Here is a 20,652-nt window from a genome sequence, read left to right as displayed (position 1 = left end):
GAAGGTGTCGTGATGCGCTAGCGCCCAGATGGTGCAGGCCCTGAGAGCGCCCGGTCCTCCCGTGTTCCCGGAGTGCTACGGCTTACGCACGAGACGTCACCCAACGTCATATCGTGCAGTATTGAAGGAGTGGGCTGTGGACGAGACGGAACGCACGACACGCCTGGACGAAACGCCCGGCCCGCCCGGCCGGAACCCGTTCGGAGCCCTCGCCGAACTCACCCCGGCCGCCGCCTTCATGCGCGACGGCGCCGGACGCTATGTGTGGGCCAACCACGCCTACGCCCACCTGTACGGGACGACCCGCGACGCGGTGATCGGCCGCCACCTGTCCGACCTCGACGAACCCGCCAACGCCAGCCGGTTCCTCGCCATGGACCGACAGGTCCTGACCGACAGCAAGCCCCTGCGGCACGCGCTCACCTACCGCCGCCCCGACGGCTCCTCCGCACACGCGGCGGGCTACCGGTTTCCCGTCCGCTGGGGTGACGAACGCTGCGTCGCCGGTATCTACGTCGACGTCACCGACTACGTCCGGGCGCTGGACCAACGCCACCGGGCCGAGGCGGACTTACGCGCGCTGCGCGACCACAGCGGACTGGCCTGCGTCCGGCTGGCCCCGGACGGACGAGTGAGCGAGGCAGGCACCGCCACGGCCGAGATCCTGCGCCTGCGCCTCTCCGATCTGACCGGTCTGCACGCCGCGTCCCTGCTCGCCGACACACCCGAGCGCAGCGCCCTGTCACGCGTCTGGGACGACCTGATAACCGGCCGGCGCAGAAGCGCCCGCGCCTCGGCGGTGCTCGTCGACGGGGAGGGCTGGCAGCGCCGGGCCCGCATCCGGCTGACCACCGTCGGCTCGGCGGCGCCGGGCGTCACCGGTGTGTGGGCCGTAGCCACCCACCTGGGCCGACGCCAGCTGACCCAGCCCACCCTGACCGCCGCGCAGGTCCGCATAGTCGCCCTGCTCGCGGCGGGCCGCAGCAACGCGGACATCGCCGAGGAACTGCACCTGTCGCGGCAGACCCTGGACTATCACCTGAGCCGGCTCCGCGTCCTCCTCGAAGCGCCGACGCGCCCCGCGCTGGTCGCCCGCGCCTACGTCCTCGGCATCCTCTCGCCCCGCACCTGGCCACCCCGCTCACCCACGGCGGCCCACCCCTCCAGCCCGGTGTGACGACCCTCGCGAGGTGCGGGGCACGAAGGTGTGCGCCGGGTCCTCACGCGCCGACCGGGCGGTTGCCGGTCCGGTCGGAACGGCTCGACGCCTGAAACGGGCCGCCCGGTCGAGGGCGCCTGCGATGACCGTCCGTACGAACTGCACGGTCACTCTCACACGGTGCTGAGCGGTGCCGGGTTCTCGGGGAGTTGCCAGGTGCCTCCGCGGTCCTCCTTCGAGAGGCGCGCGGCGAGGTCGGGGAGGTGCAGGCGGCAGGCCAGTGCGGTGGTGGCCTGGAAGGCGCCGATCGCCCGCCGGGTCATCGGCATGGCCAGGCGTAGCAGGCGCGGTTTGACCTGGCTCTGGATCGTGTCGACGAAGGGCCGCAGCATGCTCTCGTAGTTGGCCAGGGCGGTCGGCAGGTCGGCGGGGTGGCGGTTGATCTCGCCGGCCAGGACGTGGGCGCCCACCAGGCCGCCGGAGATGCCCATGCCGCTGTAGGGGGAGGCGCAGTGGGCGGCGTCACCGGCCAGGACCACATGGCCCCTGGACCAGGTGTCGGTGCGGACCTGGACGATCTCCTGGGAGTAGAAGAACGGGCTGGACCTCATGCCCTCGACGAAGCGTTCGGTCTGCCATCCGGCATCGTGGAACCTGCTCGCCCAGAACTCCTGCTGGTGCTCGACGGGCGCGCGGTGGATCGCCGAGGCGTCCTCGGATTCCTCCCGTAGGACGAAGTACACCTGGGTCTCGGCCGGGTTGTGGCTGCGGCGCATGATCTGGCGGCCGCCCGGGACCATGTAGGTGTCCCGGATGGTGCTGTCGGAGGCGATGCGCGGGACGAACCAGTAGGCCATGTGGATGCCGACGCGCCAGTACGGGTCGAAGCCGTCCGGGAGGATCGCCCGCCGGATGCGCGAGCCCTGCCCGTCGGCGCCGACCAGGAGGTCGTACTCGCCGCGGGTGCCGTCGGAGAAGTGCGCGACGACCCGGTGTTCGTCCTGTGCGAAGCCGTCCACGCTCTTGCCGAAGACGTACTCGGCATCCTTCCTCGTCGCATCGTGCAGGATGCGCACCAGGTCCCCGCGCATGATCTCGTACTCGGAGGTGAGGGTCTGCCGGCCCTTCCCCGAGGTGTTGGCCATGATCGTCGCCCTGGCCCTGCCGCGGGCGTCGACCAGGGCGACGCCCGCCTCGTCCACGAGCCTGCCCCGGACGGCGTCGAGCAGCCCCATGCGCTCGACGGCCTCGATGCCCTGGCCGCGCAGATCGACCTGGGCCCCGGCGGCCCGCAGCGCCGGAAAGCGTTCGACGACGGTCACCCGGTGGCCGCCCCGGGCGAGCCAGAAAGCCAGGGCCTGCCCCGCGATTCCGCCACCGGCGACGAGCACCCGTAAGGGCCGCCCGCCCGATCCCTCCGCCATGCCCATCCCCCCAAATCTATCGGTGAAAGATTCCTTCCCAGCGTCATCTATCAGCGATAGATTGTCAACGTGACCAAGATGAACCGCGAAGTTGTCGTCACCGAGGCCCTCGGCCTGCTCGACGAGGTCGGGCTGGACGCCGTGAGCACGAGACGGCTGGCGAAGCGGCTGAACGTGGAACAGCCGTCGCTCTACTGGTACTTCCACACCAAGAAGGACCTCCTCGCCGCCATGGCGGAAGCGGCGATGGAACCCCATGCGACCGCGCCCCTGCCGACACCCGGCGACGACTGGCGGGACTGGTTCGCGGACAACACGCGCAGTTTCCGGCGCACCCTGCTGATGCGCCGGGACGGCGCACGGCTCCACGCGGGCAGCACCCCCGGCGGCGACCTCGCCCGGCTCCGCCGCAAGATGGACTTCCTCGTCGCCTCCGGCGTGCCCGAGCGGGACGCCCAGATGGCGATGCTGGCCGCCAGCCGCTTCACCGTCGGCAGCGTCCTGGAAGAGCAGGCGGACACGGGCCCCGGCGACGGCGCGGAGCGGCCCGCTGACATGCCGGTGATCGATCACGAGTCGGCGTTCGAGGCGGGCCTCGCCCTCCTCCTGAACGGCCTCGCGCGACGCACCGGCATGTAGGGGGTCGACCGGTCCCTCGGAGCACATGCCCTGCGGGCTCAGATGCCCTACGGGCAGGGAGATCCACCAGACCCGGAATCCGACCGACGAAGCACGACGGGTTGGTTCTCACCAGAACTGCCGGAGATTGAAGCTCCGCAGCGAGACCTGGCTCGCGGGCTCGGTCGAGCTTCTGGCGTACAGCAGCGGCACCCCCGCTCGGGCGGAGCCGTACGCGGCGCTCCAGGCCGGCCACTGGTACGCGTCCCATCCCCGTTCCATGCCGATCCCCACGCCGTCCTTCTCCAGCGTGGTCAGGGCCAGGCGGTGGTGGAAGGCGACGTCGTAACGGGCCCGGACGTCGAGCGGTCGCCGCTGGTGCCGGTCGAACCAGTGGAGCGCCGACACACCTCGCTCACTCGGAGTCTCGGAGTCCTTGTGCAGCCTGAGCAGCCGGTCGAGGTCCAGCGGCGCCTCCCGCATGAACCGCGCCATCTTCCCCTTCGCCTCCTCGACGGCCGAGTCCAGCGTCCCCCCGCCGCTCCATCGCGGATCGGTGGGCGCGCCGGTCCAGTCGGGTCCGAACACCTCCTCCATGTCCCGCTCCACCAGCTCGCTGAACGGATCGAGCGGGGTGAACCCGAAACGCGTCGCCGAGACGGTGTCGTGCCACGCCAGCACCACCCGTATGTCGTCCGCGTGCTGGTCGACGGCGCGCAGGAGGTGTTCCAGCTTTCCTTCGAGCGCGTAGTGCCGGAAGACGAGGGAGTCGACCGTGCCCGCCGCGCGGTCGGTCGCCGTCTGCTGGGAGACGCTGACGGTGCGCCGCCCGGCCCGCGAGTTGTCCAGCAGCGCGGCCACGAACGCGACCATGCGGTGCGCGCCCGTCGAGCTGACGTGTTCCGGCATCAGCGGGTTGCTCACACCGGCCCGGTGCGCCCAGTCCGATCTCCACCTCCAGGGCAGGCAGCTCCTCCAGTAGCACCGACAGGAAACGCGCGCCCTCCCGATAGCGGTTCGCCCCCGGGTTGAACGCCTCGCCCTGCCGGCTGAAGCGGAAGCCGGCGATCATCGCGGGGACCAGTGCCAGCACGCGGGACACGGTGAGCGCGCTCCGATCGGGCTTCGGCAGCCGGTCCAGCAGCTCCCGCCCCTTGATGATCTCCTCCCGCAGGGCGACCTGCCCGCTGGCGGCGTAGATCATCGCGGCGATCGCCGCCTCCCACCGGTGTGGCCGCTTCAGTGCCAGGGGATGGATGCCCACCATCTCGTCCGCGGACGGGAGTCGCGGCGGTTCGACGGCTTCGATCTCGCGGCGGACGGCGCACAACTCCGCGATCTTCCGCACGTCGATGCTCGAACCGTTGGAGCGGCTCAGCGCCCGCGACCTCGAGAAGTCCCTACTGCGCGCGCGACGCGCACCGTATCCCCGCCGAGGGCACCGCGCGGAACTTCTCCTTCAGCCCCGCCGCCGGCCTCCGCGTCCGGCGGACGGTCGAGGACTCGCCCTCCATCGCCCCCCGGCTGCGGCGCTTCCGGACCCCCGCGATGCTGATGATCGCCGAGTGCTCCTCCCAGGTCCGCCGATGGGAGACCACCGTCCTCGCCGACGACCCCGCCATCCGGCGCACGCAGTGCCTGCCCGGAGTCGGACACCACATGTGGAAGGGCCTCGACGACAACGACGACCGAGCCGTCGCCGTCATCACCGCCTTCCTTCAGGGCAAACCGGCGGTGCCCCTGCCGAACTACCCGGCCCGCGACGACATTCCCGCCTTCCTGCGCGACCGCGAATGATGACGGTCCGGCCCGTACGAGGATCTCGCCGCCCGCCGGCGGCAGCAGTGGCCCGAACTGCCCGCGCTCGACCGGCCTTTCGAGCCCACCGCCTGACGCCTGCCGGGTCAGACGAAGTAGGACAGGTTCACGAAGAAGGCGATATAGGCGATGGCGAGGATCACCACCAGCGTGGTGAACCACCCGAAGTGCACCTGACGCCACGGCACCTTGGCGCCGGGAAAGCGGGTGCGGAACTGGGGCCAGGTCAGCATTCCCTGCTGCCTGACCGGTGCCTCGGCCGGCGGGGCGGTCAACCGGCCCAGCAGGCGCCGCAGAGGCTCTTCTTCCCACAAGCGGGTGTCGAGGACCAAGGGCGTGTCGTCCACCGAGGTGAGCACCAGGCGGTCCTTGTGGCCGTCCACGGGTATCCGGACGTGGTGCAAACCGGTGACGTCGGACTCCAGGGTGAGCAGGACGAGCCGCCCCCAGCGGTCGTGGACCCTCAGCACACCGTCTTCCAGGGCGATGCCGGCTTTCACCCGGCGCAGCGCCAGCCCTCCGGCGAACCACACCAGGGGAACGACGACCGCGAGTACGGCGACGATCAAGCCCGGCCAGCCGGCCCCCGGCGAACTGCCGCGTCCGTTGGCCAGCCGGAGCCCGAGCCGTATCGTCCCGAGGCCGATGGGCAACGCCCCGCCCAACAGGGGTGCTTTGTAGACCCTGTTGTCGGCTCTGACCTTGATCGGGGCATTCGAAGAATCTGTTATCTCTGCAGACATCGGCCGATCGTGGCATCGCGGGGAACCGCCCTGTGCAGCTTTGACCAGAGCTATAGCATGCGTCGGCCGGTCGCCCCGTCCCCGCCGCGACCGGGACGTGTCCGCCAGGCGGGTGGACGCGGAGGCCCGGCAAGCCGACGCTGGTGCGCGGCCCGTCGAGCGGGGGAGAGGGTCGGTGCATGAGCACTCACCCTGCCGACGGCCCGGACGGCGCGCACCTGCGCCCGCCGGGCGTGTCGGACACCCTCGTGCAGGCCCTCGGGGCGTTGTCGGAGGCGTTGGAGACGACCGAACGCGCCCGCGGTCACCTCTACGCCTTCCACCAGCTGACCGGAGGAGCCGACTTCGCGCTGGACCGCGCTGTGGCGCTGCTGCGCGAGGCCGGCCACGGCGGATGGGCGGACCGGGTGCAGCGGGAGATCCTGGGCCGCAACGTGATTCCGGGCCACTGGACGTTCCAGATCGTCGAGGCGTACAACGCCGCCTACTACGCGCCGTTCAAGGAGATGGAGGCCCAGGCGCGCCGGGAGCTGGTCGCGGGCAGGGACCATCTGTACGAGGCGGAGCTGAAGGAGCAGCGGCGCACCCGGGGACACCCCGGCCACACCGCCCGGCCCACCACGGCCCGCGACTCCGCGTTCCGTGATGAGACAACGGGAGAAAACGACGTCTGAGTAGGCCAGTTGAGTAGCCGTACTCATGTCGAGCAAAGGCCCGCCGACGCACGCTGGTCCCATGACGTCGCGGCGAACAGCGTGCCCGGCGGACGGAACCAGCAGCAGCTACCCAGGGAGACACCCCATGTCCAAGCGCCTCGTCGTCTCGTCGCTCGTCGGAGCCGCCGCCGTCGCCGGCGCCGTCGCGTTCGCCACCTCGGCCGACGCCGCGGCGCCTGCCAAGCCGACGATCTCCAAGGCTGCCGCCCGCTACACCACTTCGACCGCCGGGGCCTCGCTCACCTTCACGGCCACTGTCGCCGACAGCTCTGGAGTCAAGGGCCTGAAGGTGCTGGCCTGGCCTGCGAGTTCGGGTCTCGCGCCCACGGCCGACGAGATGAAGGCCGTCGAGGGCGCCACGTGCAAGGCGACTTCGACGACGACCTCCGTCTGCACCTACACCGCGAAGAGCTCGGCCCGGGAATCCGCCGCGCTGCCCGAGGGCACCTGGTACGTGTCCGCGCTCGCGACCGCGAAGGACCATGGCACGACCTTCGAGCCCAAGGCCACGACCTTCACCCTCAAGCACTGACGTACCCGGTCCGAACCCGAGGGTGGATGGGCGACCACGGGCGCGGGTGCGGGCCCGACTGCACCGGGTGCTCCTCGAGAGCCCCGGTGCTCGGGGCGAGCCGGGATCACATCGGCGGCGCCCGGCCAGGCTTCATGCGGACAAGGGCTACGGCGACGACCACCTGCGGAAGTGGCTTCGTGAGCGCCGCGTCGCCCGCCGCGCCCGTGACACGCCGCACCGTGCCGGACGGCTACCGCCGCGCGATCGAGGCGGACCGCCCAGGCCGCCCGGCAGTCCCCGATCGACCCGGCCGTCACGGAAGCGGTGGAGCGGCGGATCGCCGCGATGCTCCGGCTGTCCCGCCAAGGATTCCCGAACCCGACGTCCTCGCCGACGACGCGCCGGCCCCGATCGAGCGCCCCTCACCGGGGACCGCCGCGAAGCGGACGTCTCCCATGCCGCGGACCCGCGCCGGCCGGTGAGGAGCGCGCGGCGAGAGAGGCCGGTACGACGGCCGGTCCCCAGGCGGCCGGGCCCGCGTGCCGTTCAGCCCGGGAAGCGCCCCGTGGCGCGCAGCTGCCAGCGGCGCTCCGCGTAGGCCAGGTCGTCACGCCACAGCCGCGCGGCCGCGGCGCGCATCAGGGGACGCAGCAGCGGTGCGGCACGGCGGGCGGCCGCGAACCCCGGTCGGTCCGACGCGGCGACCACCGCCTCGGTCACGGCGGTGCGGGGCCGGCCGGCTTCGTCCGGGCCCAGCGGCGTGGCATGGGTCTCCACGACGGAGCCGACGCCCTCGCCACGTGTGATGCGCATGACGACCGTACGTGGTCCGGGCGCGGTGAAGACGGCGCGGACCGGCACGACCAGTCGGCCCGCCGCTTTGAAGGACACGTCGACGGTCAGGGCGTCCGAGCCGTCGCCGTCCGCGCCGAGCGGTCCCTCGGGCGCGTCCACCACCGTCAGGTCGGCGAACGCGTAGGGATGGAACCATGCCCCGTGCCACGGGTCGAGCCGGTTGGCCACCACGTCCTCGGGCTCGCAGACTCCCGTGCCCGTGTAGACGGCCGTGACGGCGCGCGCGGGCTCGGGACGGCGCGGAACGACCGGCGCGTCCCACGGCTCCTCGCCGCCCACCGCGTCCAGGCGCAGCCACACCAGTACCCCGTCGTCGTGCACCGGCAGCGGGGACCAGCCCGCGTCCGGGCCCCCGTTCAGGGCCAGCCCGTGCCAGTGGCACACCAGCCTGCCGCAGCGCACCGGGCTGTCCCGCAGCGGTGCTCCGAGGTGCGGGCAGATCCCGGGACCGCCGACGGGGCGTCCGTCGGGCCCCCGCCACACCACGACCTCGTGCCCTGCCACGCTCAGCGCGAGCTTGCCGTCCCCGCGCAGGGCACGTGAGGCGCCGACGACGTACCAGTTCCCGGACGGCCGGGCCCCCGCCCGCTTCAACGCCCCGGCGATCACCGCGGGCCGTGCCTCGCGCCAGGTGGCTCGCTGCCGTTCCCACGGCACGGCGTCGCGGCGCCACGACAGCGGCAGGTGACGGCGCTTCACGCGGCCTCCCCGGCGGGGCGGACGGCCGTCGCCCGGGCCGCCACGGGCAGGCGGGCACCGCCCCCCGGCCGGCGCACGGGACCGCTGCGCGCCCGCAGCCGGGCCGTCACCACCCGGGCGAGCCCGTCCGCGGCGACCACCGCTCTGCGCCGCCGCCCCACCACCGACCGCCGGTGCAGCACGGTGTAGCCGTCGCGGGCCACGGCGTCGAGGATGCCCCCGTACAGGACGGCGGCCGTACGGATGCAGGGCCGTGCCACCGGGTCGAGCAGCCCGATCCCGGGGACCGCCGACCGGTAGACGCCACGGGTCAGCGCCTCGAACTCCCGGAGCGCGGCGGTGATCCGGCGGTCCGGGCGCCCCTCCGCGCGGCTCCACGCCAGCAGTTCCCGGTCGACGCCGTGCCCGGCGAGCAGATCGCCGGGCAGGTACACGCGCCCGCGGTCCAGGTCCTCGCCGACGTCCCGCAGGAAGTTGCTGAGCTGGAAGGCGACGCCGAGCGCCGCGGCGTACGGCGCGGCTTCCTCCCGTGGCACCACCGTGCCCAGCACCGGCAGCATCTCGAGCCCGATCACCGCCGCGGAGCCGTGTGTGTACGCGCGCAGATCGGAGTAGGTGGGGTAGGACGTCACGACCAGGTCGGAGCGCATAGCGGTCATGAAGTCCCGGAAATGGGCGTGGTCGATGCCGTAGCGGCGGGCGGTGTCGGCGAGCGCGTGCACCACGGGCTCGCCGCTGCCGCCCCGTCGCAGCCCCTCCTCCAGTTCCGCCTGGAGCCGCGCCAGCGCCCCCGCGCACGCCTCGGCTCCGGCCCCGGGGGCGGGGCAGTCGACGATGTCATCGGCCCAGCGGGCGAAGCCGTACAGGGCGTGCACGGCGGACCGGCGTTCGACGGGCAGCAGCCGGGTGGCGAGGAAGTACGTCCTGCCGTGCCGGGCGTTGAGGGCGCGGCAGTGGCGGTAGGCCGCGCGGAGCCCCGGGTCGCTGATCCCCGCCGCGGCCAGTTCTCGATCGGTCATCCCGTCCTGCCTTCGTTCGTGGGGGCGGCCAGGAGGCCCCCCGGCGCTTCGGGCTGCCCCGCGACAGCCGGGGTCCCGGACGCCGTCGGGGACGCCGTAGGGGCTGGGGCGTCCGTCCGGTCGGCGCGGGCGGGGGCCGCCGGGGGACGCGCGCGAGTGCCTCGACGCGGTGGGACGCCCGTGACGCGGGCCGCGGCGAGCTTCCCGGACAGCAGCACGGTCGGCACACCGACGCCGGGGGTGGTGCCGCAGCCGGCCAGGACCGCGTTCTGTGTGCCGCGCACCGTGTTGCGCGGCCGGAACGGGCCGGTCTGCGTGAAGGTGTGGGCGGCGGAGAAAGGGGTGCCGGCCGCGTGCCCCAGAGCGTGCCAGTCGGCCGGGGTGACCAGGCATTCCGCCTCGATGGCGGCTTCGAACCCGGCCAGCCCGCGTCGCTCCAGCTCCCGCAGCAGGATGTCCCGGTAGCGCGGTCCCAGATCGGACCAGGCCGCCGCGTCCGGGCCGATGTCGGTGTTGGGGCAGGGGGCGAGGACGTAATGCAGATGGCGGCCCGGCGGCGCGAGGCCGGGGTCCGTGGCGGTGGGGCGGGTGACCAGCAGTGACGGGTCGCTCATCAGATCGCCGGAGCGGGTGAGTTCGTCGAACGTGGAGTGCCACGCCGCGCCGAACGAGATGGTGTGGTGGGCGAGTTGGGGCCAGGTGCGGTCCGTGCCGGCGTGCAGCACGACCGCGGAGGGCGAGTGCCGCAGCCCGAGCGGTCTGCGCGGCCGGCGGCCGAGCAGACGGTAGGCGACGGGCAGGTCCGGGGTGAGGACGACCGCGTCGCACGGAATGCGGCCGGTGTCGGTGACGACGGCGGTGACCCGTTCGCCCGACCGCTCCAGCCGGGTCACCCGCTGCCCGAAGCACAGCTCGGCGCCCGCCTCGGCGGCCGCCTGCGCCATCGCCCGCGGCAGCGCGTGCATGCCGCCCCGGGGGAAGTACACGCCGGCGACCGTGTCCATGTAGGAGATGACCGCGTAGGCGGCCAGCGCCCGCGCCGGGGGCACACCCGCGTACAGGGCCTGGAAGGAGAAGACCCGGCGCAGCCGTTCGTCGCTCAGGAAGCGGCCGATCCGGGCGTCCAGCCGGCCGAAGCCGCCCAGCGCCGCCAGCCGGGCGAGGTCGGCGTTGAGCAGACCCAGGGGCGAGTCGAAGTTGGTGTCGATGAAGCGTCGCATCTGGACCCGGTACAGGCGCTGGAGCCAGTCGCGAAGCCGGCGGTACCCCGCCGCCTCGGCGGCCCCGGCGAACCGCTCCACCTCGGCGGCCATCGCGTCCGCGCCCGTGTGCACGTCGAGCGTGCTGCCGTCCGCGAAGCAGGCCCGGTAGGCGGGATGAAGGGGGACGAGGTCGACCCGCTCGCGCAGGCTGTCGCCGACGGCGGCGAACGCCTCGTCGGCCAGCTCGGGCATGGTCAGCACGGTGGGCCCGGTGTCGATCCGGTATCCGGCCAGGTCGAGGCGCCCGGCTCTGCCTCCCGGCAGTTCCTCGCGCTCGACGACGGTGACCCGCCGCCCGGCGCCCAGCAGATGCAACGCCGCCGACAGCCCGGCCAGCCCGGCGCCGACGACCACCACGTGGTCCGTGGGACCGGGCAGAGCGCGGGTCACCGGCCGCTCCCCGCGCCGCCGCGAACAGGATGCCCGTACGGGCTGGGCGCGGGCCACGGGCGTACGGCGTCCCCGTCCGGCGGCACCGCGTCCGCCCGGACCCCGTTCGCCCGCGCGTCGTTGACCCGCGCGCCGTCTGCCCGCGTGCCGTCTGCCCGAGTCCCGTCCGACCGCGCGTTGTTCGTCCGTGCCCCGTCCGGCGGCGCTTCGTTCGTCTGCGCCTCACCTGCCCGCGCCTCGTTCACCCGAGCGCCGTCCACCTGCGTGCCGTTCGTTCGTGCCTCGTGCGGCGGTGCCTCGTCCGTCCCCGCGCAATCCGGCGGCGGCGCCTCGTTCGTCCGCGCGCCATCTGTCCGCGCGCTGTCCGCCCGCGCGTCGCTCGTCCGTGCCCCGTCCAGCGGCGCTTCCCTCGTCTGCGCCCCACCTGCCCGAGCCCCGTTCGTCCGCGCCCCATTGACCCGCGCCCCATCTGCTCGGGCGCCGTCTGCCCCCGTGCCGTCCGGCCGCGCCCCCGCCGTCGCGAGCAGCAGGGCGCGCAGCGGACCGGAGCCCTCCGTGTCCAGCGCCGCACGGTCGAAGTGCCACAGCCCCCGCGCGGCGAGCCGGTCGATCCTGCTTTCCACGGCGTCGCGCGCGCCCGTTCCGACCAGCACGTCCCGTACCTGCTCAAGGCCGCGGCCGGTGAGTGCCGGGTCGCCGAGCCACCGCTCCAGAACGGCCAGCGCGGCGCCGTCACCCGCCGCCTCGGCCCGCGCGCGGGCGACCGCGAGAAGAGAGGTGGGCTTGCCCTCCCGGATGTCGCCACCGCACGCCTTGCCGGTCTCCCGCGGATCGCCGAAGACGTCGTCCACGTCGTCCCGCAGCTGGAACGCCATGCCGACACAGCGGCCCGCGTCCCCCAGCCGGCGCGCGGTCACGTCGTCGGCGCCCGCCGCTGCCGCACCCAGGGCGAGCGGCCGCCCCACCGAGTACAAGGCGCTCTTCAGGCAGGCCGCCCGCCGCACCCGGGGCAGCGACCACGCCGCCGCGATCTGGCCCCGCACATCCAGGTACTGGCCCGCGACCATCTCCGTGCGCATGTCGCTCCACAACCGTCGCACCACCATCGCCGTCCGGGACGGCAGCGGCGTCTCCGCGACCAGGTCGTCGGCCCAGGCCAGCGCCAGGTCCCCGGCGAGGACCGCCGCCGACTGCCCGAACCGCTCGGCCCGCTCGTCACCCACCCGCCCGGCGTGCCCCCCGGCCAGGTCCACGTGCAGCGCGGGCCGGCCGCGCCGGACTACCGCCCGGTCCATCACGTCGTCGTGGACGAGCGCGCACGTCTGCAGCAGTTCGAGGGCGCTTCCGATGCGCAGGGCGGCCGCCGCGGCCACCGGGTCCCGGCCGGCGCATGCCCGCACCGCCCACCACACCAGTTGAGCGCGTGTGCGTTTGCCACCCTTGAGAGTGAAGCGCGCCACCCGTTCGGCCAGTTCCTCGGCGAAGAGGGGATCGGCCGACCGGGCCCGGCGCAGGCGCTCCGCCAGCACGCCGTCGAGTGTCCGGCCGACGGCACCCGGCACGTCGGCATCGGCCTCGCGCACCTCGGCGGCGCCGGCGAAGAACGGCGCGCCTGCCACGGCGTACGCCTCCTCGTCGTACCGCTCCCGGCCGCCGCAGGCCGGTGGCCTGCACGGAAGCGACGCCCCGGAGACCGCCGCCACCGGTCGGGGCGGCGCGGTCGCGGGGTGGTCCTTCGCGTGGGTGGGACGCATCCAGGTTCCCTCCGTCGTGTCGTCGTCCGTCGGTCCCGTCACCCGTGTGCTTCGGTGCGGGCGGCACGGTCGGATGCGCGAACACCCCACCTGATCGCGGCGGCACCGGGATCCCCCCTGCACCACGGTGCCCTGACTCGGGCTCAGCCGCTCGCCGCGGGCGGTGTCCTGCATCCGCCGGGGTACACAATCCGGAAGAACAGGGTCCGTGCGTTCGCGGACCGGGCCGCCGTGCTCCCCGGACCGCCGGCGCGGTCCGTCGCCGCAATGGACCACCGGCACCGCGCGTCGCTGCCGAGACGGAAGGCAGGAATCCGAGGAAGGGAGACACCGTGCCGGACACCGACGTGGCCGTCGTGGGAGCGGGCGCCGCCGGGCTGTCGCTGGCCCACCGGCTCGCCGGAGGCGTTCCCGGCCTGCGCACACCGTCCGTCGTCCTGGTGGACGCGCCGCCCGGCCCGTTGCGGCCACCACCGCGGACCTGGTGCTACTGGACGGCCGGGCCCGGGCGGTTCGACGCCGCGGTGCGGGCCGAGTGGCAGCGGCTCAGAGTGCGCCCGCGCACCGGCGCCCCGGTCGAGGAGGACATCGCCCCGCTGCGGTACCGCATGATCCGGTCCGACGACTTCGAGCGCCTCGTCCACCGGGACCTGGACCGCAGCCCCAACGTGCGGCGGCTCGAAGCGACCGTCGAGACGGTGGAGGACGTACGCGGCGGAGCACACGTCCACCTGAGGGACCCCGGCGGACGCGAGCATGTGCTGAGCGCCCGCTTCGTGTTCGACTCCCGCCCCCCGGGCAGCCTGCCGGCCGCCCGCACCACCCTGCTCCAGCACTTCCACGGCTGGTTCGTGCGCACCGCCCGGCCCGTGTTCGATCCGTCCGCCGTGGAACTGATGGACTTCCGCACCCCGCAACCGGAGCACGGCCTGTCCTTCGGCTACGTCCTGCCGACCGGCCCGTGCGAGGCGCTGGTGGAGTACACCGAGTTCTCCAGGCGTTCCCTCACTCCCGACCGGTACGAGGCTGCCGTAGGACACTATGCCGACGAGGTCCTGCGGCTCGGCGAACGGCTCGTCCTGGCCACCGAGACCGGCCTCATCCCGATGACCGACGCGCCGGTACCCCGGCAGACCGGGGCCCGCGTCTTCCGCATCGGTGCCGCCGGCGGCGCGACCCGGCCCGCCACCGGCTACACCTTCGCCGGACTCCAACGCCAGACCAGGGCCGTCGCCGACGCACTGCGCCGCGGACACTGGCCGCTGCCCCCCGCCGCCCACTCGGCGCGGTCCCGGGCCATGGACGCCGTCCTGCTGCGCGCCTTGGACAGCGGCCGGGCCGACGGCCCGGAACTGTTCAGCCGCCTGTTCGCCCGCGTGCCCATGGCACGCCTGCTGCGCTTCCTCGACGGAGACACCCGCCTGCACGAGGATCTGGCCATCGGCCTGCACGCCCCCGTGGGGCCGATGCTGCGCTCCGCCCTGGAACTGCCCCACCTGCCCCGCCGCTCCTTCGACCTGCCCGCACCACCGCGCCCGCCGCCCCCTCCCGCCACCCCGCCGGACCCCCACCCCCCGCACCTTCCCCCGACGGAGAACCCATGACGCTGCTGCGCGACGAACGCCTCGCCGCCGCCTTCGACCACGCCTCCCGCAGCTACGACACCCTCGTGGCCGCCAACCCCGGCTACCACGCCCACCTGCGCCGCTCGGCGCGCCGGCTCGGTCTGCCCGGACAGGGGCAGGGGCTGCGCCTGCTCGACCTCGGCTGCGGCACCGGGGCGTCCACCGCGGCGCTGCGCTCCGTCCTCCCCGCCGCCGACATCACGGCCGTCGACGCCTCGGCCGGCATGCTCGGGCGGGCCGCGGCCAAACCGTGGGCGGACGGGGTGACCTTCGTCCACGCACCCGCCGAACGCCTGGCCGAGGCCGGGGTGAGCGGCCCCTTCGACGCGGTGTTCGCCGCCTACGTCCTGCGCAACGTCACCGATCCCGACGCCGTACTCGCCGCCGTGCGCGGCCTGTTGCGCCCCGGTGGCCGGCTCTGCGCGCACGAGTACACGCTCAGCGGGCGGCGCGTCGACCGCGCGGTGTGGACGCTGGTGTGCCGGGGTGTCGTACAGCCCGCGGCCACCGTGCTGGGGGACGGGCGGCTCTACCGCCATCTGTGGCGCAGCGTCGTGGAGTTCGACACCGCCGAGCGCTTCGCGCACCGGCTCGGCACGGCCGGGTTCGACCAGGTGCGCACGCTGCCGCTGACGGGCTGGCAGACGGGCATCGCCCACACCTTCGTCGCGCGGCGGCCGCACGGCCACGGGGCGCGAGGATGAGGGCCCCGCGCCAGGGCGTCGCGCGCCGGGGCCGCGACCGGCGGGCCCGGATTCTGCCGGCCCCGCCCGGCGCCCCCCGGGTCCGGGAAGAGCCGCCGTCGGTGGCGGTGGTCGGCGCGGGCATCGCCGGCCTGGCCGCCGCCACCGTGCTCGCCGAGCGCGGGGTGGCGGTCACCGTGTACGAGAGGCGGTCCTACCTCGGCGGGCGGGTCGGCGGCTGGCCGACCCGGCTGTACGACGGCTCCCCGGCGACCATGAGCCGCGGCTTCCACGCCTTCTTCCGCCAGTACTACAACCTGCGCGGGCTGCTGCGCCGGACGGATCCCGCGCTGAAGCGGCTCACCGCCCTCGCGGACTACCCGCTGCTGCACGCCGACGGACTGCGCGACAGCTTCCGGCACGTCCCGCGCACCCCGCCGCTCAGCGCGATGGGCTTCGTGGCGCTCAGCCCCTCCTTCCGGCCGACGGACCTGCGCGCCATGAACCCGCTGGCGGCCCTGCCCCTGCTCGACGTACGCGTGCCCGAGGTGTACGACCGGCTGGACGACACCAGCGCCCATGACTTCCTGGACGCGGTGCGCTTCCCGGACAGCGCCCGGCACCTCGCCTTCGAGGTGTTCTCCCGAAGTTTCTTCGCCGATCCACGGGAACTGTCGGCGGCCGAGATGGCGCTCATGTTCCACATCTACTTCCTGGGTTCCGCCGAAGGGCTGCTGTTCGACGTGCCCCGGGCCTCCTTCCCGGCCGCCCTGTGGGAGCCGCTCGCCGCCTACCTGACCCGGCACCGCGCCGAGGTCCGCACCGGTACGTCCGTCCAGCACATCGCGCCCGTCGCGGACGGCGGTCTCGTGGTCGCCTGCGACGGGGACGAGCGCCGCTTCGACGGCGTCGTCCTCGCCCTGGACAGCACGGGGCTGCGCTCGCTGGTCGAGGGGTGCGGCCAACTGGGGGACGCGCCCTGGCGCGAGCGGATCGGACGACTGCGCACCGCCCCGCCCTTCCTGGTCAGCCGGCTGTGGCTGGACCGGCCCGTCGCACCCGACCGGCCCGCGTTCCTCGGCACCAGCGGTTTCGGCACGCTCGACAACATCAGCGTGCTGGAACGCTACGAGGAGGAGGCGGCCCGCTGGAGTGGGCGTACCGGGGGTTCCGTCGTCGAACTGCACGCCTACGCCGTACCGCCCGGGGCCGTCCGGGACGTCGAACACAAGCGCCTCCTCGCCCAACTGCACCGCGTCTATCCCGAGACCGGCCCGGCTATCGTTCTCGACGCCCGTCACGAGTGGCACGAGGACTGCCCCCTCTTCCCGGTGGGCGGCTACCGCGACCGGCCCACCGTCCGCACTCCGCACCCGCGCGTGGTCGTGGCCGGTGACCTGGTCCGCACCGGGCTGCCCGTGGCCCTCATGGAACGGGCGGCCACGAGCGGCTTCCTGGCGGCCAACGCCCTGCTGGAACAGTGGGGCGTGCGGGGCCAGACACTGTGGACGGTGCCCGACCGAGGGCGGAACGCGCTCCTCCGAGCACTGGCCGCATGGGCGCCGGCGCCCGCCGCCCGTGGACGGCGGGCCTGAAGAAAACCTTCCGGCCCGGGAGGCCGTGCGGCGCAGCGGTTCGGCGAGCCACGGCCGGACGTGGCTCGCCATGGCCGACCAGGGGAGCGGCCCACTGCCGGGGGCGCCATGGCCGGGGAACGGCCATGGCGCCCCCGGCACCCGATGGCCGGCGTGGCCCAGAACAAAGAACGCCGGGCGCGACCCCGGCGCCCGCACCGCGACCCACCGGAGGTTCCGCAAGAAGCGCCACGCCCGCCGGACGCACGCGTTCCACGCCTGAACCTCCGGACCGAACGAGACGTGTCCAGTCCGGTACTTGGCGGGGACGGCGACCGCGTCGTCCCCGCTCCCACGACGGCGGAGCGGGCCGGCGGCTCTCCGGGCCCGTGACATGACACGCGTGCCGGGACCACGACCCGGGCGCGCGTGCTTGGCGAAGGGGGAGTCCATCGTTCCCCTTCCGTATCCCCGCGTCCGTCCCGCCGACGGCGGACCATCCGGCCCCACCGGGTGATCTGACCTCTTGTCAGCGCGTCTGCCCCTCCATACCTTTGTGCGGCGAGTCCCGGCCCGGCGGGTCCAGCGTCCCGTCCCGGCCGTTGCCTGTCCCTCAGCGCACGACACACCATGGAGGCGTCACATGCCCGTAGCCGTGCCGGATCTTCTTCAAGCCGACGGATTCCGCGACGCGGGTCCGCTGGAGATCGACGACGAGGCGATCGTGTTCGAGGACGACGACCGTGGCGACCGCGAGCCCACGGCCTGCCTCTCCGACCCCTGGGTGACCGCCACCACCCGCTTCTCCTGTGACCTGAACTCGTAGCGGTGGCCGTCTCCATCGCCGGCCGCGACGGCTGGTCCGACGAGACGTGGGCGTACCTGAACGATCCACGGATGCCGGCGATGGAACACGGCTGGAAACTGCATGTCTCGGCGCGTCCCGGCGACCTCGGCACCGTGACCGCGCTCGTTCTGCCGGTGCTGTCCCGGCACGTCTGCCACGCGAAGTTCGCCCGCGATCCCGAGACCCTGCGCCGCCTCAACTCCGGGGTGGTGAGCGCCGGAGCCGTCGGCAAGGCCATCACCGTCTACTGCCCGGCCGACACGGTGGTCCACGTCGCCCGGGAACTCGCCGCCGTACTGCGCGACCGGGAGGGCCCGCGCGTCGTCAGCGACCGGCGGGTCGATCCGCGGGCACCCGTCTACTACCGCTACGGCCCCTTCACCGGCGACTACCGGACCGGCCGGAGCGGGCGGCTCGAATCCGTCATGACCGGTCCGGACGGCCGGATGTTCGACGGCCTGGCCGTCGGCCGCTACCGGTGCCCGCCCTGGGCCGACGACCCCTTCGCGAGCGGCTCCGCACCCGGCGACGAGCCGTCCGCGCCCCACTTCGGCGGCGGACGCTACACCGTCACCGCAGGCATCACGCGCGCGCCCCAGGGCAACGTCTACCGCGCGGTCGACCACGCTCTCGGGCAGCCGGTGGTGGTGAAACAGGCGAGGGCCTTCGTGGGCGAGGACGAATCCGGCACGGACGCCCGCCACCGGCTGCGCAACGAACACGCGGTCCTCACCGCCCTCGACGGCGTCGCGGGCGTGCCCCGCGCACTGGACTACTTCGCCCACCAGTCGGACGAGTACCTGGTGATGACCACCTGCGGCGACCGGAACCTGCGCCGGGAGGTGCTGCGCGACGGCCCGTACCGTGACGACGGCACCCGGCCGGAGCGCAGCCTGTCCGCCCTTGCCTCCCGGCTTCTGCGCGTCCTGGACGCGATCCACGGCCGGAACGTGGTGGTGCGCGATCTCAAGCCCGACAACGTCGTGCTCGACGCCGCCGGCCCCGGCCACTGCCACCTGATCGACTTCGGGATCAGCGAGCGGGACGGCACCGGCCCGGGCGGCGCGACCCCCGGTTACAGCGCGCCGGTCCTGCGGACGACCGGCCCGGCCACCCCGGCCGACGACCACTACGCCCTCGGCGCGACCCTCTTCTTCGCCGCCACCGGCATGGACCCGGTGATCGTCGACAGCGACCACGCGGTCAACCGGGACCGGACGCTGGCCTGCCTGGCATGGGTCCTGCCCGGACGCGCCCACCGGGAGATCCGGTCGTCGATCTCCGGTCTCCTGAGCCTCGACCCTGCCGTACGGACCGCCACCGCCGACCGCCTGCGCACGGGCACTGCGGAGACGGCCGGGGCCACGCGCCGGCCCCCGCCGCCCCGGATCGACAACGACCTGCTGGACGAGATCATCGAGCACACGACCGCGTTCTGCGTCGATGAAGCGCACGCGATCGCGGACCCGGAACGAGCCGCCCGACTGAACGTCCCCACCTCGATCGACGTCTACGGCGGCAGCTCGGGCCTGGGCCTGGAACTCCTCCACCACCTGCACCGGCCCCGCGTGCGTCCGGCCGTCACCGCGCTGGCGCGATGGACCGCGGAACAGTCCAGGAACCTCCCACCCGCCTTCTACACGGGGCGCACGGGCGTCGAACTCTTCCTCGCCCAAGCCCAGTTGACAGCAGAAGTGGCGGGGACGTACGAAGAAGCGCGGCCCGGGCACCCCGCGCTGCCGGACCGCGCACCGGACGGCGGACCGCCGGAGGCGGACCTGATCGCGGGCGCCGCCGGGACCGGACTCGGCCGGCTGCTGCTGGCCCGCCACGCCCACCGGGCCGGTCGCCCGCAGGCCGCACACCGGCACCTCGCCGTCGCCGCCGACTGCGAGCGGATGCTGGCCTCGGGCACCGCCCGGCTGACCCCGGCCGGCCCGGACACCGCCGGCCGCGCCGCGCTCCACGAGGGCATCGCCCACGGCGAGGCGGGCGTCGCCTGCTTCCTCCTCGAATACGGCGGCGTGACCGGGGGCAAGGACGCGATCAGCCGCTCCGAGCGGGCCGCCGCGCACCTGGCCGCCGTGACACCGGTCATCATCGCGGCGGCCACCGGGCCAGGAGCGACACGCCGCTACGGCTCGTGGTGCCGGGGCCTGGCCGGCATCGGGACCGTACTCGTCCGGGCCGCCGAACGCCTCGATGAACCCGGTTACCTCGGCCCGGCCCGGCGGGCCGCACGCGCCTGCGCCGCACTGGCACCCCGGATGCCGCTGGTCACGCAGTGCTGCGGGCTGGCCGGAGTGGGTGAGCTGATGGTGGATGTCGCGGAGGCGTCCGGGTCCGAGGAGTTCTGGGACGCGGCCGAGACCACCGCCCTGCTCATCCTGAGCCGCAGCGGCGGCACTTGGCTCCGGCCCGTGTTCCCGGACACCGGGCTCGCCGGGCCGAGCGCCACCTGGGCCGGCGGCTCCGCGGGCGTCCTGGCCTTCTTCAGACGCCTGCGCGACCGGGGCGGCCCACGGCTCGGCCGAGTCACCTGACCGTCGCGGTCGCCCCGCGCAGACGGTACGGCTTCCGCGTACGGCGTGACGCGCGTGTACGCCCCTCGATCCACTGAAGTATCTCGATGTTGCCCCGACCGCGGCGCGACCGGATGCTGGCGGGGTACGAACTGCGGAGGTCCCGGCAGCACGCGCGGGGCCTGTTCCCCGCCTCGTCCACCGGCCGCCGGGACGCTCGCCCTCGCGGCGGACGGAGCGCCCCCACCCCTGACAGCTCGGCCCGGTCGGCCGCGCCGAGCGGCGCGCACCAGGCCGGCGGAGCCACGGCTGGTCGCCGGTCCGGAATCCGCGGCCGAACCCCACGACGCGTCGCGCCCCTGGGGCCCGCTCTCGCGTGGGCGAGTTCGGCGCCGTGGACCGCCGGACGGGGGGCCTCGCCGACGATCAC

17 protein-coding genes are annotated in these 20,652 nt (G+C 74.1%); 10 read left to right on the top strand and 7 right to left on the bottom strand.

Going from position 1 to position 20,652, the window contains the following annotated elements; all coding sequences use genetic code 11:
* Nucleotides 1-136: 136 nt before the first annotated feature.
* On the top strand, nucleotides 137-1,177 hold the full coding sequence (locus GHR20_RS00595) for a PAS domain-containing protein (RefSeq protein ID WP_194858759.1): 1,041 nt from the start codon (nucleotides 137-139) through the stop codon (nucleotides 1,175-1,177).
* A gap of 155 nt (nucleotides 1,178-1,332) precedes the next feature.
* Here GHR20_RS00595 and GHR20_RS00590 read toward each other — a convergent pair whose 3' ends face one another.
* Nucleotides 1,333-2,589: an FAD-dependent monooxygenase gene (locus tag GHR20_RS00590; RefSeq protein WP_243877819.1), complete on the bottom strand. Its 1,257-nt coding sequence runs from the start codon at nucleotides 2,587-2,589 to the stop codon at nucleotides 1,333-1,335.
* Nucleotides 2,590-2,661: 72 nt separating this feature from the next.
* On the opposite strand from GHR20_RS00590, the gene GHR20_RS00585 reads away from it, so the two are divergent.
* Nucleotides 2,662-3,222 carry a TetR/AcrR family transcriptional regulator C-terminal domain-containing protein gene (locus GHR20_RS00585; RefSeq protein WP_194859091.1) on the top strand — a complete coding sequence of 187 codons (561 nt, stop codon included), beginning with the start codon at nucleotides 2,662-2,664 and terminating at the stop codon, nucleotides 3,220-3,222.
* Nucleotides 3,223-3,330: 108 nt separating this feature from the next.
* Here the strand turns inward: GHR20_RS00585 and GHR20_RS37180 are convergent, their stop codons facing one another.
* Complete coding sequence (locus GHR20_RS37180; protein ID WP_243877817.1) at nucleotides 3,331-4,125, bottom strand: hypothetical protein; 795 nt, start codon at nucleotides 4,123-4,125, stop codon at nucleotides 3,331-3,333.
* Between the two features lie 624 nt (nucleotides 4,126-4,749).
* Here GHR20_RS37180 and GHR20_RS37175 point away from each other — a divergent pair.
* A complete protein-coding gene (locus GHR20_RS37175) occupies nucleotides 4,750-4,998 on the top strand; it encodes a hypothetical protein (protein ID WP_243877815.1) in 249 nt (82 codons plus the stop codon).
* Nucleotides 4,999-5,105: 107 nt separating this feature from the next.
* Here GHR20_RS37175 and GHR20_RS00570 read toward each other — a convergent pair whose 3' ends face one another.
* Complete coding sequence (locus tag GHR20_RS00570; protein ID WP_153811785.1) at nucleotides 5,106-5,762, bottom strand: hypothetical protein; 657 nt, start codon at nucleotides 5,760-5,762, stop codon at nucleotides 5,106-5,108.
* 179 nt (nucleotides 5,763-5,941) lie between these two features.
* Here GHR20_RS00570 and GHR20_RS00565 point away from each other — a divergent pair, with 179 nt between their 5' ends.
* Nucleotides 5,942-6,436, top strand: a complete 495-nt coding sequence (locus GHR20_RS00565; protein ID WP_153811784.1) for a hypothetical protein — start codon at nucleotides 5,942-5,944, stop codon at nucleotides 6,434-6,436.
* A gap of 127 nt (nucleotides 6,437-6,563) precedes the next feature.
* Nucleotides 6,564-7,010 carry a DUF5707 domain-containing protein gene (locus GHR20_RS00560; RefSeq protein ID WP_153811783.1) on the top strand — a complete coding sequence of 149 codons (447 nt, stop codon included), beginning with the start codon at nucleotides 6,564-6,566 and terminating at the stop codon, nucleotides 7,008-7,010.
* A gap of 528 nt (nucleotides 7,011-7,538) precedes the next feature.
* On the opposite strand, the gene GHR20_RS00555 is transcribed toward GHR20_RS00560, so the two are convergent.
* The 4 genes from GHR20_RS00555 to GHR20_RS00540 are packed head-to-tail and all read right to left on the bottom strand — an operon-like array spanning nucleotide 7,539 to nucleotide 12,971.
* The gene (locus GHR20_RS00555; protein WP_153811782.1) at nucleotides 7,539-8,546 is read right to left on the bottom strand and encodes a DUF5914 domain-containing protein; all 1,008 of its coding nucleotides are present in this window, start codon (nucleotides 8,544-8,546) and stop codon (nucleotides 7,539-7,541) included.
* The gene (locus GHR20_RS00550; RefSeq protein ID WP_153811781.1) at nucleotides 8,543-9,565 is read right to left on the bottom strand and encodes a phytoene/squalene synthase family protein; all 1,023 of its coding nucleotides are present in this window, start codon (nucleotides 9,563-9,565) and stop codon (nucleotides 8,543-8,545) included. Before GHR20_RS00550 ends, GHR20_RS00555 begins: the two co-directional genes overlap by 4 nt.
* On the bottom strand, nucleotides 9,562-11,217 hold the full coding sequence (locus GHR20_RS00545; RefSeq protein ID WP_153811780.1) for a phytoene desaturase: 1,656 nt from the start codon (nucleotides 11,215-11,217) through the stop codon (nucleotides 9,562-9,564). The genes GHR20_RS00550 and GHR20_RS00545 overlap by 4 nt, the downstream gene beginning before the upstream one ends.
* Entirely contained in the window at nucleotides 11,214-12,971 is a 1,758-nt protein-coding gene (locus GHR20_RS00540) for a polyprenyl synthetase family protein (protein ID WP_153811779.1), read from the bottom strand. The genes GHR20_RS00545 and GHR20_RS00540 overlap by 4 nt, the downstream gene beginning before the upstream one ends.
* Nucleotides 12,972-13,303: 332 nt before the next feature.
* Between GHR20_RS00540 and GHR20_RS00535 the strand changes: the two genes are divergently transcribed.
* From GHR20_RS00535 to lanL, 5 genes are all read left to right on the top strand, one after another.
* Entirely contained in the window at nucleotides 13,304-14,575 is a 1,272-nt protein-coding gene (locus GHR20_RS00535) for a lycopene cyclase family protein (protein ID WP_153811778.1), read from the top strand.
* Nucleotides 14,572-15,300: a class I SAM-dependent methyltransferase gene (locus GHR20_RS00530; RefSeq protein ID WP_153811777.1), complete on the top strand. Its 729-nt coding sequence runs from the start codon at nucleotides 14,572-14,574 to the stop codon at nucleotides 15,298-15,300. Before GHR20_RS00535 ends, GHR20_RS00530 begins: the two co-directional genes overlap by 4 nt.
* The gene (locus GHR20_RS00525) at nucleotides 15,297-16,874 is read left to right on the top strand and encodes an NAD(P)/FAD-dependent oxidoreductase (protein WP_194858758.1); all 1,578 of its coding nucleotides are present in this window, start codon (nucleotides 15,297-15,299) and stop codon (nucleotides 16,872-16,874) included. Before GHR20_RS00530 ends, GHR20_RS00525 begins: the two co-directional genes overlap by 4 nt.
* A 622-nt stretch (nucleotides 16,875-17,496) precedes the next feature.
* Nucleotides 17,497-17,679: an SflA family class IV lanthipeptide gene (locus GHR20_RS00520; protein ID WP_111581453.1), complete on the top strand. Its 183-nt coding sequence runs from the start codon at nucleotides 17,497-17,499 to the stop codon at nucleotides 17,677-17,679.
* Between the two features lie 2 nt (nucleotides 17,680-17,681).
* Complete coding sequence (gene lanL, locus GHR20_RS00515) at nucleotides 17,682-20,243, top strand: class IV lanthionine synthetase LanL (protein WP_153811776.1); 2,562 nt, start codon at nucleotides 17,682-17,684, stop codon at nucleotides 20,241-20,243.
* Nucleotides 20,244-20,652 lie beyond the last annotated feature (409 nt).

The organism is Streptomyces sp. SUK 48, from assembly GCF_009650765.1.
In the GTDB taxonomy this organism is placed as follows: domain Bacteria; phylum Actinomycetota; class Actinomycetes; order Streptomycetales; family Streptomycetaceae; genus Streptomyces.
Note: the sequence above shows the minus strand (reverse complement) of the source record. Positions and strands in the feature narration are given on the sequence as shown.